The sequence below is a fragment of the Streptomyces sp. NPDC005494 genome (assembly GCF_042872025.1).
In the GTDB taxonomy this organism is placed as follows: Bacteria; Actinomycetota; Actinomycetes; order Streptomycetales; family Streptomycetaceae; genus Streptomyces.
In genome coordinates, this window is the sequence record NZ_JBIAJR010000003.1 from 612450 (window position 1) to 627086 (window position 14637).

12 protein-coding genes are annotated in these 14637 nt (G+C 70.3%); all 12 read left to right on the forward strand.

What is annotated here, in order from left to right; genetic code table 11:
• Nucleotides 1-14 precede the first annotated feature (14 nt).
• The 12 genes from lysA (at nucleotide 15) to ACFYQ6_RS12785 (ending at nucleotide 14599) form a co-directional block, all read left to right on the forward strand.
• Nucleotides 15-1406, forward strand: a complete 1392-nt coding sequence (gene lysA / locus ACFYQ6_RS12730; protein WP_388762843.1) for a diaminopimelate decarboxylase — start codon at nucleotides 15-17, stop codon at nucleotides 1404-1406.
• A gap of 95 nt (nucleotides 1407-1501) precedes the next feature.
• Nucleotides 1502-2812: a homoserine dehydrogenase gene (locus ACFYQ6_RS12735; protein ID WP_356738288.1), complete on the forward strand. Its 1311-nt coding sequence runs from the start codon at nucleotides 1502-1504 to the stop codon at nucleotides 2810-2812.
• 6 nt (nucleotides 2813-2818) lie between these two features.
• Entirely contained in the window at nucleotides 2819-3889 is a 1071-nt protein-coding gene (gene thrC, locus ACFYQ6_RS12740) for a threonine synthase (RefSeq protein WP_361573710.1), read from the forward strand.
• A 295-nt stretch (nucleotides 3890-4184) separates the two neighbouring features.
• The gene (thrB, locus tag ACFYQ6_RS12745) at nucleotides 4185-5102 is read left to right on the forward strand and encodes a homoserine kinase (protein ID WP_361573712.1); all 918 of its coding nucleotides are present in this window, start codon (nucleotides 4185-4187) and stop codon (nucleotides 5100-5102) included.
• Between the two features lie 388 nt (nucleotides 5103-5490).
• A complete protein-coding gene (gene rho, locus ACFYQ6_RS12750) occupies nucleotides 5491-7551 on the forward strand; it encodes a transcription termination factor Rho (protein ID WP_361573714.1) in 2061 nt (686 codons plus the stop codon).
• Nucleotides 7552-7713: 162 nt separating this feature from the next.
• Nucleotides 7714-9429 (forward strand): trypsin-like serine protease, encoded by a 1716-nt coding sequence (locus tag ACFYQ6_RS12755; RefSeq protein WP_361573716.1) that lies wholly within the window; start codon nucleotides 7714-7716, stop codon nucleotides 9427-9429.
• Nucleotides 9430-9615: 186 nt separating this feature from the next.
• A complete protein-coding gene (locus ACFYQ6_RS12760) occupies nucleotides 9616-10719 on the forward strand; it encodes an LCP family protein (RefSeq protein ID WP_361573718.1) in 1104 nt (367 codons plus the stop codon).
• Nucleotides 10720-10896: 177 nt separating this feature from the next.
• On the forward strand, nucleotides 10897-11121 hold the full coding sequence (rpmE, locus tag ACFYQ6_RS12765; protein ID WP_145803162.1) for a 50S ribosomal protein L31: 225 nt from the start codon (nucleotides 10897-10899) through the stop codon (nucleotides 11119-11121).
• Between the two features lie 157 nt (nucleotides 11122-11278).
• A complete protein-coding gene (gene prfA / locus ACFYQ6_RS12770) occupies nucleotides 11279-12355 on the forward strand; it encodes a peptide chain release factor 1 (RefSeq protein ID WP_361573721.1) in 1077 nt (358 codons plus the stop codon).
• Nucleotides 12356-12400: 45 nt separating this feature from the next.
• Nucleotides 12401-13246, forward strand: coding sequence for a peptide chain release factor N(5)-glutamine methyltransferase (gene prmC / locus ACFYQ6_RS12775; RefSeq protein WP_356738302.1), 846 nt, complete (start codon nucleotides 12401-12403; stop codon nucleotides 13244-13246).
• A gap of 67 nt (nucleotides 13247-13313) precedes the next feature.
• On the forward strand, nucleotides 13314-13961 hold the full coding sequence (locus ACFYQ6_RS12780) for an L-threonylcarbamoyladenylate synthase (protein ID WP_361573723.1): 648 nt from the start codon (nucleotides 13314-13316) through the stop codon (nucleotides 13959-13961).
• A complete protein-coding gene (locus ACFYQ6_RS12785; protein WP_361573725.1) occupies nucleotides 13958-14599 on the forward strand; it encodes a protein-tyrosine-phosphatase in 642 nt (213 codons plus the stop codon). Before ACFYQ6_RS12780 ends, ACFYQ6_RS12785 begins: the two co-directional genes overlap by 4 nt.
• Nucleotides 14600-14637 lie beyond the last annotated feature (38 nt).

The window sequence follows — 14637 nt, forward strand, 5'->3', positions numbered from 1 at the left end:
AGCAGAGCAGAACGATGAGCCGATCCGCACACCCCGCCGGGCCCCGTCACGCCGATGTCCTCCCCGAGGGCCACTACTCCGCCCCGGCCACCGACCTGAACGAGCTGGACGCGAAGGTCTGGTCCCGCACGGTCACCCGTGACGCGGACGGCGCGCTCACCGTCGGCGGGATCGAAGTCGCCCGGCTGGCAGAGGAGTTCGGCACCCCGGCGTACTTCCTCGACGAGGCCGACTTCCGGTCGCGCTGCCGCGCCTGGGCCGACGCCTTCGGCCCGGACGCCGATGTCTTCTACGCGGGCAAGGCCTTCCTGTCGCGCGCCGTGGTGCGCTGGCTCAAGGAGGAGGGGCTGAACCTGGACGTCTGCTCCGGCGGTGAGCTCGCCACCGCGCTGGCGGCGGGCATGCCCGCCGAGCGGATCGCCTTCCACGGCAACAACAAGACCGTCGACGAGATCGAGCGGGCCGTGGAGGCCGGCGTCGGACGGATCGTTCTCGATTCGTTCCAGGAGATCGCCCGCGTCTCCCACATCGCCCAGCGGCTCGGCACGCGCCAGCGCGTCCAGATCCGGGTGACGGTCGGCGTCGAGGCTCACACCCACGAGTTCATCGCCACCGCGCACGAGGACCAGAAGTTCGGCATCGCGCTCGCCGACGGACAGGCGGCGGAAGCGGTCCGCAGGGCGCTCACCCTGGACGGGCTGGAGCTCATCGGCATCCACTCGCACATCGGCTCGCAGATCTTCGACATGGCCGGCTTCGAGGTCTCCGCGCGGCGCGTCGTGCAGCTGCTCGCCGAGATCCGCGACGAGCACGGCGTCGAGCTCCCCGAGATCGACCTCGGCGGTGGCCTCGGTATCGCGTACACCTCGGAGGACGACCCCCGCGAGCCGCACGAGATCGCCAAGGCGCTGGGCGACATCGTGACCCGCGAGTGCGAGTCGGCCGGCCTGGCCACCCCGCGCATCTCCGTGGAGCCCGGGCGCGCGATCGTCGGGCCGACCGCCTTCACGCTGTACGAGGTCGGCACCATCAAGCCCCTGGAGGGCCTGCGGACGTACGTGAGCGTCGACGGCGGCATGTCGGACAACATCCGCACCGCCCTCTACGACGCCGAGTACAGCGTCGCCCTCGTCTCGCGCAGCTCGGACGCCCTGCCCATGCTCGTACGCGTCGTCGGCAAGCACTGCGAGAGTGGTGACATCGTGGTCAAGGACGCGTTCCTGCCGTCCGACCTGGCACCCGGTGACCTGATCGCGGTGCCTGCCACCGGGGCGTACTGCCGCTCCATGGCGAGCAACTACAACCACGCCCTGCGCCCGCCGGTCGTCGCCGTGCGCGACGGAGAGGCGCGGGTCATCGTCCGGCGCGAGACGGAGGAAGATCTCCTGCGTCTCGATGTCGGCTGATGAAATTCACATCTCAAAATCCGGACGGGTGGCAGAAACCCCCGTCCGGTGAGTGAGACTGGTCCACACATCAGAAGTATGAGAAACGAGGTCGGATGATGCGTACGCGTCCGCTGAAGGTGGCGCTGCTGGGCTGTGGAGTGGTCGGCTCAGAGGTGGCGCGCATCATGACGACGCACGCCGACGACCTCGCCGCGCGCATCGGCGCGCCGGTCGAGCTCGCCGGTGTCGCCGTCCGCCGGCCCTCGAAGGTGCGGGAGGGCATCGATCCCGCCCTGATCACCACCGACGCGACCGCCCTGGTCAAACGGGGCGACATCGACGTCGTCGTCGAGGTCATCGGAGGGATCGAGCCCGCCCGCACCCTCATCACCACCGCCTTCGAGCACGGCGCGGGCGTCGTCTCGGCCAACAAGGCGCTGCTCGCGGAGGACGGCTCCGCGCTCCACGCCGCCGCGGAGAAGCACGGCCGCGACCTCTACTACGAGGCGGCCGTGGCCGGTGCCATCCCGCTCGTACGCCCGCTGCGCGAGTCCCTCGCGGGTGACAAGGTCAACCGGGTGCTCGGCATCGTCAACGGCACGACCAACTTCATCCTCGACAAGATGGACACCAGCGGCGCCGGCTACTCCGAGGCGCTCGACGAGGCCACCGCGCTCGGTTACGCGGAGGCCGACCCGACGGCCGACGTCGAGGGCTTCGACGCCGCCGCGAAGGCCGCGATCCTGGCCGGCATCGCCTTCCACACCCGGGTGAAGATCGGCGAGGTGCACCGCGAGGGCATCACCGAGGTCACCGCCGCCGACATCGCCTCCGCCCGCCGCATGGGCTGCACCGTCAAGCTGCTCGCCATCTGTGAGCGCGCCGCGGACGGCAGGTCCGTCACCGCGAGGGTGCACCCCGCGATGATCCCGCTCAGCCACCCGCTGGCCTCCGTCCGCGAGGCGTACAACGCCGTCTTCGTCGAGGCAGAGGCGGCCGGGCAGCTCATGTTCTACGGTCCCGGCGCCGGCGGCGCCCCGACCGCCTCCGCCGTCCTGGGCGACCTGGTCGCCGTGTGCCGCAACATCATCGGCGCGACGACCGGCCCCGGCGAGTCCGCGTACACGCGCCTGCCCGTCAGCCCCATGGGCGACGTCGTCACGCGCTACCACATCAGTCTCGACGTGGCCGACAAGCCTGGCGTACTCGCTCAGGTCGCGACGGTCTTCGCCGAACAGGGCGTATCGATCGATACGGTCCGACAGCAGAGCCGGCCGGACAGTCAGGAAACCGGCGGCGAGGCATCTCTCGTCGTCGTCACCCACCGCGCGCCCGACGCCGCCCTCTCCGGGACCGTCGAGGCGCTGCGCAAGCTGGACACCGTGCGCGGTGTCGCCAGCATCATGCGTGTTGAAGGGGAGTAAGGACCCATGACCACCAAGGGCACCCACCAGTGGCGCGGCATCATCGAGGAGTACCGGGACCGGCTTCCGGTCACGAGCACGACGCCGGTCGTCACCCTGCGTGAAGGCGGCACGCCGCTCGTTCCGGCGCAGGTCCTCTCCGAGCGCACGGGCTGCGAGGTGCACCTCAAGGTCGAGGGCGCCAACCCGACGGGTTCGTTCAAGGACCGCGGCATGACCATGGCGATCACCCGCGCCAAGGAGGAGGGCGCGCAGGCCGTCATCTGCGCCTCCACGGGCAACACCTCCGCCTCCGCGGCCGCCTACGCCGTGCGTGCGGGCATGGTCTGCGCCGTGCTCGTGCCGCGCGGCAAGATCGCCCTCGGCAAGATGGGGCAGGCGCTCGTCCACGGCGCGAAGATCCTCCAGGTCGACGGCAACTTCGACGACTGCCTGACCCTGGCCCGCAGCCTCTCGGACAACTACCCGGTGGCGCTGGTCAATTCGGTGAACCCGGTCCGTATCGAGGGCCAGAAGACCGCCGCGTTCGAGATCGTGGACGCGCTCGGCGACGCCCCCGACATCCATGTCCTCCCGGTGGGCAACGCGGGCAACATCACCGCGTACTGGAAGGGCTACAAGGAGTACGCCGCGGACGCGCTCTCCACGCACAGCCCCCGTATGTGGGGCTTCCAGGCCTCGGGTTCCGCGCCCATCGTGCGCGGCGAGATCGTCAAGGACCCGGCGACCATCGCCACCGCGATCCGCATCGGCAACCCGGCGTCCTGGCAGTACGCACTGGACGCGCGGGACGAGTCCGGCGGCTTCATCGACGAGGTGACCGACCGTCAGATCCTGTCCGCATACCGCCTGTTGGCGTCGCAGGAGGGTGTCTTCGTCGAGCCCGCGTCGGCCGCGTCCGTGGCCGGTCTGCTCAAGGCCGCCGAAGAGGGCAAGGTCGACCCCGGCCAGAAGATCGTCTGCACCGTCACCGGCAACGGACTCAAGGACCCCGACTGGGCCGTCGCGGGCGCTCCGCAGCCGGTCACGGTCCCGGTCGACGCGGTCGCCGCGGCCGAGAAGCTGGGCCTCGCCTGACCGCCGGCGCGGCCTGAGGACCGGCCTCGCCCGGCCGGTCGTAGCGGCAGCTCATCCGCCCCGGAGGCGGAGAGCGCATGGGAGGCGTGCGACACGCATCGTGCGCCTCCTGTGCGCCCTATGTCGCCACAGAACCTTCCTTCGATAAGCTGTACTCAACCCGCCCCGCCGCATCCGCCGCGGTGCAGCAGCCGTCGTGACTGCCGGGTCCCCACCCCTCGCACAACGGCACCCCACGCACGCCGAAGTACCTGCACCACATCCCCGCCGCCGTACAGGAAGAGTCGTCCAACCGATGGCCGGTCCCGCGTTCCGAGCCGCCGCCGTCCGGGTGCGCGTCCCCGCAACCAGCGCCAACCTGGGCCCGGGCTTCGACGCCCTCGGGCTCTCGCTGGGCCTCTACGACGACGTGGTCGTCCGGGTCGCCGATTCCGGGCTGCACATCGACATCGCGGGTGAGGGCGCCGAGACGCTTCCCCGCGACGAGAACCACCTGCTCGTACGCTCGCTGCGCACGGCCTTCGACCTGCTCGGCGGACAGCCCCGCGGCCTGGAGATCGTCTGCGCCAACCGCATCCCGCACGGCCGTGGCCTCGGGTCCTCCTCCGCGGCCATCTGCGCCGGCATCGTCGCCGCCCGCGCCGTGACGACGGGCGGCGAGGCCCGTCTCGACGACGCCGCGCTGCTGGAGCTGGCGACCGAGATCGAGGGACACCCCGACAACGTCGCCGCCTGCCTCCTCGGCGGATTCACCCTCGCCTGGATGGACGGCGGAGCCGCCAGGGCGATCAGGATGGACCCCGCGGACTCCGTCGTCCCGGTGGTCTTCGTCCCGGCGACGCCGGTGCTCACCGAGACCGCCCGCGGCCTGCTGCCGCGCACCGTCCCCCATGTGGACGCGGCGGCCAACGCCGGTCGCGCGGCACTGCTCGTCGAGGCCCTGACCAGGCGTCCCGAGCTGCTGCTCGCCGCCACCGAGGACCGGCTCCACCAGGAGTACCGGGGTCCCGCGATGCCGCAGAGCGTGGAGCTGGTGAACCGGCTGCGCGCCGACGGCGTCCCCGCCGTCATCTCCGGCGCGGGGCCCACCGTGCTCGCGCTGACGGAGGAGGGCTCCGCCGACAAGGTCGCCCGGCTGGCGGGTGAGGGCTGGGCCGCGAACCGGCTCTCCCTCGACGCCTCGGGCGCGAGCGTGCTGCCGCTCGCCGCGTGATCGCATGTGATTGCCGGTGCATGAGAGGGGGAATGTTTGTTGGAGCCGGTAGTGTTAACCTCAAGTCAGCAATCGACGTCTTCGTGGCGCGTTGCTTCGTGTCCCCTTCCGGGACCACCACTCTTCCGGGAGCCTCCCCGACTGCCTGAGCAGCCTGCCTGAGCTTTCGAGCACGCTCCGGAACCGGCACGACACCCTCTTGCTCGTCCAGGAGTGGGCCGAGCAGGGGGATCTCGCGCCGGAACCCCGCACATTCGTCTCTCCGCCGTACCCGGCGGACCACCGCCCCGGCACGGTCCGCGATCGACACGATCAACAGACCGCAGTCGGACAGCACAACCGGTCGCCGAGCCAGAAGGCCGACGTCCGCTCCAGGGAAGGACCCTTCGTGAGCGACACCACCGATCTGATGGGCGTGACTGCCGACAAGAGCGTCGACAGCTCCGTGCCCGCCGAAGGTGCTGCCACTGGCACCACCGCACGGCGCCGCCGCTCCGGCACCGGCCTCGAGGGCATGGTCCTGGCCGAGCTGCAGCAGGTCGCGTCCGGCCTCGGCATCAGGGGGACTGCGCGGATGCGCAAGAGCCAGCTGATCGAGGTCATCAAGGAGGCGCAGGCCGGAGGCTCCTCCACGCCCGCCCCCAAGGCCGCCGCGTCCGCCGGTACGGACACCGCGAGCAAGCCGAAGCGCCGCGCCACCTCGAAGTCGCGCACCGGTGACGAGACCGCTGCCGCCGCACCGGCCGAGAAGGCCGCCGCCCAGCAGCAGATCGACATCCCCGGTCAGCCGGCCAGCGACGACCAGCCCACGGGCGAGCGCCGTCGCCGCCGCGCCACCGCGCAGGCGGGCAGCCCCGAGACCAAGACCGAGTCCAAGGCGGAGCCGCAGGCCGAGAACAAGGCCGAGGCCCGCCAGGACAAGGGCGAAGGCCGCCAGGACCGCGCCGAGGAGCGCGGTGAGGCGAAGACCGACGCCAAGGCCGAGTCCGCCACGGACACCGCCGAAGGCCGCCGTGGTGACCGCCAGGACGGCCGTCGTGGCGACCGCCAGGACCGCGGTGACCGCCGGGACCGCCAGCGCGACCGCCGCGGCAAGGGCGACGACCAGGGCCAGCAGGGCGGCGGACGCCGTCAGGGCCAGCAGGGCGGCGGCCAGAGCCAGGGCCAGGGCCAGCAGGGCGGCGGCCCGCAGGACGACGGTTACGACGACGAGGGCGGCCGGCGCGGACGCCGCGGCCGCTACCGCGACCGCCGTGGCCGTCGTGGACGTGACGACTTCGCGACCGACGTGCAGGTGGCCGACGACGACGTCCTGATCCCCGTCGCGGGCATCCTCGACATCCTCGACAACTACGCGTTCATCCGGACCTCCGGCTACCTGCCGGGCCCGAACGACGTGTACGTCTCGCTCGCCCAGGTCCGCAAGAACGGCCTGCGCAAGGGTGACCACGTCACCGGCGCCGTGCGCCAGCCCAAGGACGGCGAGCGCCGCGAGAAGTTCAACGCGCTGGTCCGCCTCGACTCCGTCAACGGCATGGCGCCGGAGAGCGGCCGGGGACGCCCCGAGTTCCAGAAGCTGACCCCGCTGTACCCGCAGGACAGGCTCCGTCTGGAGACCGACTCCAACGTCCTGACCACCCGGATCATCGACCTGGTCGCGCCGATCGGCAAGGGCCAGCGAGGCCTGATCGTGGCCCCGCCGAAGACCGGTAAGACCATGATCCTCCAGGCCATCGCCAACGCGATCACGGTCAACAGCCCCGAGTGCCACCTGATGGTCGTCCTGGTCGACGAGCGTCCGGAAGAGGTCACCGACATGCAGCGGTCGGTGAAGGGCGAGGTCATCTCCTCGACCTTCGACCGTCCCGCCGAGGACCACACCACGGTCGCCGAGCTCGCCATCGAGCGTGCGAAGCGCCTCGTGGAGCTGGGCCACGACGTCGTGGTCCTGCTGGACTCGATCACCCGCCTGGGCCGCGCCTACAACCTGGCGGCACCGGCCTCCGGCCGCATCCTGTCCGGTGGTGTCGACTCGACCGCGCTGTACCCGCCGAAGCGCTTCTTCGGCGCGGCGCGCAACATCGAGGACGGCGGCTCGCTGACCATCCTGGCCACCGCGCTCGTCGAGACCGGCTCGCGCATGGACGAGGTGATCTTCGAGGAGTTCAAGGGCACCGGCAACATGGAGCTCAAGCTCGACCGGAAGCTCTCGGACAAGCGCATCTTCCCGGCGGTGGACGTCGACGCGTCCAGCACCCGTAAGGAAGAAATCCTGCTGGGCACCGACGAATTGGCCGTCGTCTGGAAGCTGCGCCGGGTGCTGCACGCCCTCGACCAGCAGCAGGCGATCGAGTTGCTGCTGGACCGGATGAAGAAGACGCAGTCGAATGCGGAGTTCCTGCTTCAGATCCAGAAGACCACGCCGGGCAACGGCAATGGGAACGACTGAATTCACTTCTGACGCTATATCGGTCAACTTTCGCTGAAATCCGCCCTGTTACTTCGGTGACGGGGCGGATTTCTGCATGTACCATTCAACTCGCCGTCACTCTCCCCCCACATACGGCACCACACACCGAATTACTTTGGACAACGGGAGACTTGTGTGCGCATGTCGCGTCGTGGCATACCGGTAGGAAGGCTCAGCAGATACCTCGCTGCCGGGTTCGCCACGCTGGCACTTCTGGGGGGCGGCCTGACGGCCACCGCCCAGGCCGATGACGGCGGCGAGCAGTTCCTGCCGCCGAAGGGCGCCAAGGTGGTCAGCCCGAAGAACATGTCGTCGAAGATAATCGGCGGCACCAACACCTCGTTCAGCAGCGCTCCCTGGATGGTGCAGCTCCTGTTCGAGTGGGACAACGACGGATATTTCTACTTCACCTGCGGCGGCACGCTCGTCGCGCCCAACAAGGTGATGACGGCGGCGCACTGCGTCACCGACGAGAACGGCAAGGCGCTCGACATGGCCGGGCACGGAATGGTGCTCGCCGGAACCGCCAAGCTCGCGGGCGGTCCCGATGACGAGGGAACCGCAGTCGAGATCACCCGCTCCTACTTCGCGGGTACGTACGACGCGGACGCGATCGACAACGACATCGCGCTGCTGACGCTCTCCAAGCCGCTGTCCTACACCCCGGCCCAGCCGGCCTCGTACGGCGACACCGCCCGGTACACCCCGGGCACCGTGGCCACGACGTACGGCTGGGGCATGACGGGTTCCGACTGGGACACCGCCCCGCTGTCGGACACCCTCCTGCGCCTGGAGCAGCCGCTGCGCTCGGACGCCGAGTGCTCGGAGAACCTGGACACCGCGGTGAACGTACCGGGCGCCTACAAGCCCGGCCACATGATCTGCGCGGGCGTCGGAGGTACCGGGAGCGACACCACGGGCCAAGCGACCTGCCCCGGCGACTCGGGCAGCCCGATGTTCGTCAGCGGCCGGGTCATCGGCATCACTTCCTGGGGTCCGGCCAGCGACTTCGAGGCCTGCAACATCCAGGGCACGTACGACGCCTACACCAAGGTCGCGACGTACTACCGCTCGATCCAGCCGCGGATCGACGACACCAGCTTCAGCCGGGACCACCGTGCCGACCTGTTCGCCCGCACCACCGGGGCGACGGCCTACACGATGAACTCCACCGGCGAGGCGCTCGCCGCGCGCAAGGCCTTCGCGGGCTCGTACAGCGCGTACAACCTGATCATCCAGACGGACCTCAACCGTGACGGTTACGAGGACCTCGTCGCCCGCCAGAGCTCCACGGGTGACGTCTACTGGCTGCACAGGTCGGCGACCAGCTCGACGTACGCGAAGACCAAGATCTTCAGCAACTGGAAGACCGTCCGCGCGATCGTCGCCCCCGGTGACGTGAACAACGACGGCAAGGGCGACATCCTGGCGGTCACCTCGACCGGCGACCTCATGGTGTACCCGAGCTACGGCAACGGGAAGTTCAACACGGCGGTCAAGGCGACGACCGGCTACCAGGTGTACAACCAGGTCCGCGGTCACGGTGACTTCACCTACGACGGCAAGAACGACCTGCTCCTGCGCCGCGGCGGCACCAACGACCTCTACATCGCCAAGGGCACCGGCAAGTCCACCGCCCCGTTCGAGACCCCGGTCAAGGTCCGCAGCAACTGGTCCGCCTACGACCTGCTGGTCACGCCCGGCGACGTCAACGGCGACGCCAAGTCGGACCTCGTGGCACGCACCCCCGCGGGCGCCCTGTACCTCCTCAAGGGCACGGGCGTCGGCACCTCCGAGATCTTTGCCACACAGGTGAAGCTCGGAACCGGCTGGAACAGCTACTACACGGTCGGCTGAAACACCAGGTGAGCGCCGGGTTCCCGGTCCGCTCACCTGCCACGGGTGAGGCCCCCGCCGTCCGGCGGGGGCCTCAGCTCGTTGTGCAACGCTTCTCGCTGCTCCGGTCGTCGCACCGTGTGACACCGGACCACGCCCGTGCACCACGGCAGGGGGTAGCAGCGAGGAACGGAAAGAGGGATCCGCATGAGCGACCAGAGCAGGAGCACCGGCCGAATACGCGGCACCGGCAGCCGCCGGAAGAGGCCCTCGCGAGGCCGGCGGGTCAGGAACACCGCCCTGTGGGGCGCCGCCGCCCTGGTGGTCGTCGGCGGTTCCGGACTCGGCTACGCCTACTTCACGCTCAACGGGAACCTGAAGGGCGTCGACATCGACGCCGCCCTGGGGACCGACCGCCCTGACGACGTGGACAACGGGTCCCAGGACATCCTGGTCCTCGGATCGGACTCCCGTTCCGGCGCCAACGGCGAGTACGGCGCCGACGAGGGCACCGCGCGTGCCGACACCGCGATGATCGTCCACGTCAACGAGGGCCACACCTCCGCCAGCGTGGTCTCGGTCCCGAGGGACACCCTCGTCGACCGTCCCGCCTGCACGAGCGACACGACCGGCGAACAGGTCGGCGCCGAGCACCAGACGATGTTCAACTCGGCCTACCAGGTCGGCGGGCCCGCCTGCGCGGTGAAGACCGTCGAGGCCATGTCCGGCATCCGCATGGACCACTACGTCGAGGTCGACTTCACCGGCTTCAAGAAGCTCGTCGACGGGCTCGGCGGCGTCGAGATCACCACCTCGCAGGCGATCGACGACCCCGACAGCCACCTCGCGCTGAAGCCCGGCACGCACACCCTGAGCGGGGAGCAGTCGCTCGGCCTCGTCCGCACGCGCCACAGCGTCGGCGACGGCAGCGATCTGGGCCGCATCCAGCTCCAGCAGGCCTTCGTGAAGGCGCTGATGGACCAGGCGAAGAGCGTCGGGGTGTTCTCGAACCCGAAGACGTTGTTCCAACTCGCCGACACCGCCACCAAGGCCGTCACCACCGACTCCGAGCTGGCCTCCGTCAAGAAACTCACCGGCTTCGCGAACGGGCTCAAGGGGCTCGGTTCCCAGAACGTCGACATGATCACGCTGCCCGTCGAGTACGACCCCCAGGATCCCAACCGGGTGCTGCCCCAGGAGAAGGCCGACCGCCAGGTGTGGGCGGCGCTCAAGCAGGACAAGCCCGTCCCGGCGTCCGCCACCGCGCAGTCGGCCGGCGACAAGGGCGAGGCGGGGAAAGTCGTACGGTGACGGCACGTTCCGCGACCGCACGGTCGCGGAACGTCCCCCGGACGCGCGGGAATACCCGCGGCCGGGTCCTCGTTTTGGGAGATACGGCCGGTCCTGGCAGACTGGTACGTCGGCCCCGGTTCACGGACGCGCAATCCGCGCGAACGACCCGGAGCCCTCCCGAAACTAGGAGACACCTTGAAGCGCGACATTCACCCCGAGTACGTCGAGACGCAGGTCAGCTGCACCTGCGGTGCGTCGTTCACCACCCGGAGCACCCTGCAGGGCGGCGCCATCCGCGCCGACGTCTGCTCCGAGTGCCACCCGTTCTACACGGGCAAGCAGAAGATCCTCGACACCGGCGGCCGCGTGGCCCGCTTCGAGGCCCGCTTCGGCAAGGCTGCCGGCTCCGCCAGCAAGTAGCGAGCCACTGCGCCGGTTCCCGGCGCCCTCTAGCGGGGGCGCCGGGGCCGGCGTTTTTTCCGGCTGCGCGGCAGGGTGCGCCCTCCAGGGCGCGGAACCGCCGGTAAGCCGTCCAGCAGGCCCGCAGACGTATGACGCAGAAACCAGGAGCCCGAAGATGTTCGAGGCGGTCGAGGAACTGATCGGCGAGCACGCCGATCTCGAGAAGCAGCTCGCCGACCCGTCGGTCCACGCCGACCAGGCCAACGCGCGCAAGCTCAACAAGCGCTACGCGGAGCTGACCCCGATCGTCTCCACGTACCGGTCCTGGAAGCAGACCGGCGACGACATCGGGACGGCCCGCGAATTCGCCGCCGACGATCCGGACTTCGCCGCCGAGGTCAAGGTCCTGGAGAAGCAGCGCGAGGAGATCACCGAGAAGCTCCGGCTCCTCCTGGTCCCGCGCGACCCCAGCGACGACAAGGACGTGCTGCTGGAGATCAAGGCGGGCGCGGGCGGCGACGAGTCCGCCCTCTTCGCCGGCGACCTCCTGCGCATGTATCTGCGCTACGCCGAGCGCGTCGGCTGGAAGACCGAGATCATCGACTCCACGGAGTCCGAGCTCGGCGGCTACAAGGACGTGCAGGTCGCCGTGAAGACCAAGGGCGGCAACGGCGCGACCGAGCCCGGCCAGGGCGTCTGGGCGCGGATGAAGTACGAGGGCGGCGTGCACCGGGTGCAGCGCGTGCCCTCCACCGAGTCCCAGGGCCGCATCCACACCTCCGCCGCCGGTGTGCTCGTCACGCCCGAGGCCGAGGAGGTCGACGTCGAGATCCACGCCAACGACCTCCGCATCGACGTGTACCGCTCGTCAGGTCCCGGTGGCCAGTCCGTCAACACCACGGACTCCGCCGTCCGTATCACGCATCTGCCGACCGGCGTCGTCGCCTCCTGCCAGAATGAGAAGAGCCAGCTCCAGAACAAGGAGCAGGCCATGCGTATCCTGCGCTCCCGGCTGCTGGCCGCGGCCCAGGAAGCCGCCGAGCAGGAGGCCTCCGACGTACGCCGCAGCCAGGTGCGCACGGTGGACCGCTCCGAGAAGATCCGGACGTACAACTTCCCGGAAAACCGGATCTCGGACCACCGCGTCGGCTTCAAGGCGTACAACTTGGACCAGGTGCTCGACGGCGACCTCGACGCCGTCATCCAGGCCTGCGTCGACGCCGACTCCGCGGCGAAGCTCGCCGCCGCATGAGTTCGACCGCCCCGCCCCGCTCGTGAACCCGTACGGAGAACCGCGATGAACCTGCTGCTCGCCGAGGTGGCCCAGGCCACCCAGCGGCTGGCCGACGCCGGTGTCCCCTCACCGCGATTCGACGCCGAGGAACTCGCCGCGTTCGTGCACGGGGTCAAGCGGGGCGAGCTGCACAACGTGCCGGACGCCGACTTCGACGCCCGCTACTGGGAGACGATCGCCCGCCGCGAGGCCCGCGAGCCGCTCCAGCACATCACCGGCCGCGCCTTCTTCCGCTACCTGGAGCTCCAGGTGGGCCCCGGCGTCTTCGTGCCCCGCCCCGAGACCGAGTCGGTCGTCGGCTGGGCCATAGACGCGGTCCGCGCGATGGACGTCGTCGAACCGCTCATCGTCGACCTCTGCACCGGTTCCGGCGCGATCGCGCTGGCCATGGCCCAGGAGGTGCCGCGCTCCCGCGTGCACGCCGTGGAGCTGTCCGAGGACGCCCTGAGGTGGACCCGGAAGAACGCCGAGGGGTCCAGGGTCACGGTGCACCGCGGCGACGCGCTGAGCGCCCTCCCCGAGCTCGACGGCCAGGTCGACCTGGTCATCTCCAACCCGCCCTACATCCCGCTCACCGAGTGGGAGTACGTGGCGCCCGAGGCCCGCGACCACGACCCGCAGATGGCGCTGTTCTCCGGCGAGGACGGTCTCGACACCATCCGGGGCATAGAGCGCACCGCCCACCGCCTGCTCCGCCCTGGCGGGCTCGTCGTCATCGAGCACGCCGACACCCAGGGCGGCCAGGTCCCGTGGATCTTCACCGAGGAGCGTGGCTGGGCGGACGCCGCCGACCACCCCGACCTGAACAACCGGCCCCGGTTCGCGACGGCCCGCAAGGCCATGCCGTGACCACCGGCACACCGGCAGCGCAACGATCCCACCCTTCACACCCGTACATGTCCGAGGAGGCCGGCTGATGGCACGGCGATACGACTGCAACGACGCGACCGACCGCACGACCGGTCTGCGTGAGGCCGCGTCCGCCGTCCGCCGGGGCGAACTGGTCGTGCTGCCCACGGACACCGTGTACGGGATCGGCGCGGACGCCTTCAGCTCGGAGGCCGTCGCCGACCTGCTCGACGCCAAGGGCCGTGGCCGCAACATGCCGACTCCCGTCCTGATCGGCTCCCCGAACACCCTGCACGGCCTGGTCACCGACTTCTCCGAGCAGGCCTGGGAGCTCGTCGACGCGTTCTGGCCCGGCGCCCTCACGCTCGTCGCCAGGCACCAGCCCTCGCTCCAGTGGGACCTCGGCGACACCCGTGGCACCGTCGCCGTCCGGATGCCGCTGCACCCGGTCGCCATCGAGCTCCTCACGGAGGTCGGCCCGATGGCCGTCTCCAGCGCGAACCTCACCGGACACCCCTCGCCGGAGACGTGCGACTCCGCCCAGGAGATGCTCGGCGACAGCGTCTCGGTCTACCTGGACGGCGGACCGACCCCCGGCATCGTCCCGTCCTCGATCATCGACGTCACCGGCAAGGTCCCGGTGCTGCTGCGAGCGGGAGCGCTCACCGTCGAGGAACTCCGCAAGGTGGTACCCGACCTCGAGGTGGCCAATTGACCGCCCCGCAGGGGCGTGGCATAGCGGGGCAGCAGGACACTTTCCGCATCCTCCACGTCAGCACCGGCAACGTCTGCCGCTCGCCCATCACCGAGCGGCTGACCCGCCATGCCCTCGTGGACCGCCTCGGCGATCCGCTGAGCGGCGGCCTCATCGTCGAGAGCGCGGGCACCTGGGGACACGAGGGCGCGCCCATGGAGGCCAACGCCGAGGTCGTCCTCGCCGACTTCGGCGCGGACGCCACCGGCTTCGTCGGCCGTGAGCTCCTCGACGAGCACGTGATCCGCGCGGACCTGGTGCTCACCGCCACCCGTGACCACCGCGCCCAGGTGATCTCGATGGGCCACTCGGCGGGCCTGCGCACCTTCACCCTCAAGGAGTTCACCCGGCTGGTGCGGGCCATAGACCCCGCCACCCTGCCGGACGCCCGCGAGGAGGGCGTCGTCGAGCGCGCCCGCGCGCTGGTGCGCGCCGCGGCGGCCCTGCGCGGCTGGCTGCTGGCGCCGACCGCGGAGGCGGACGAGGTCTACGACCCGTACGGCGCCCCGATCACGTTCTTCCGCTCCATCGGCGACGAGATCAGCCAGGCGCTCGACCCCGTCATGACGGCGCTGACCGGCGTACGCGCTCCGCACTGAGGGTGCGCCGACCGGCGTAGAGGACCGCACGGCAGCGG

What these genes read in the sequence shown, in the direction of transcription:
- lysA (WP_388762843.1), top strand. Translation starts at nt 15, where the DNA reads ATGAGCCGATCCGCACACCCCGCCGGGCCCCGTCACGCCGATGTCCTC.
- ACFYQ6_RS12735 (WP_356738288.1), top strand. Translation starts at nt 1,502, where the DNA reads ATGATGCGTACGCGTCCGCTGAAGGTGGCGCTGCTGGGCTGTGGAGTG.
- thrC (WP_361573710.1), top strand. Translation starts at nt 2,819, where the DNA reads ATGACCACCAAGGGCACCCACCAGTGGCGCGGCATCATCGAGGAGTAC.
- thrB (WP_361573712.1), top strand. Translation starts at nt 4,185, where the DNA reads ATGGCCGGTCCCGCGTTCCGAGCCGCCGCCGTCCGGGTGCGCGTCCCC.
- ACFYQ6_RS12755 (WP_361573716.1), top strand. Translation starts at nt 7,714, where the DNA reads ATGTCGCGTCGTGGCATACCGGTAGGAAGGCTCAGCAGATACCTCGCT.
- ACFYQ6_RS12760 (WP_361573718.1), top strand. Translation starts at nt 9,616, where the DNA reads ATGAGCGACCAGAGCAGGAGCACCGGCCGAATACGCGGCACCGGCAGC.
- prfA (WP_361573721.1), top strand. Translation starts at nt 11,279, where the DNA reads ATGTTCGAGGCGGTCGAGGAACTGATCGGCGAGCACGCCGATCTCGAG.
- prmC (WP_356738302.1), top strand. Translation starts at nt 12,401, where the DNA reads ATGAACCTGCTGCTCGCCGAGGTGGCCCAGGCCACCCAGCGGCTGGCC.
- ACFYQ6_RS12780 (WP_361573723.1), top strand. Translation starts at nt 13,314, where the DNA reads ATGGCACGGCGATACGACTGCAACGACGCGACCGACCGCACGACCGGT.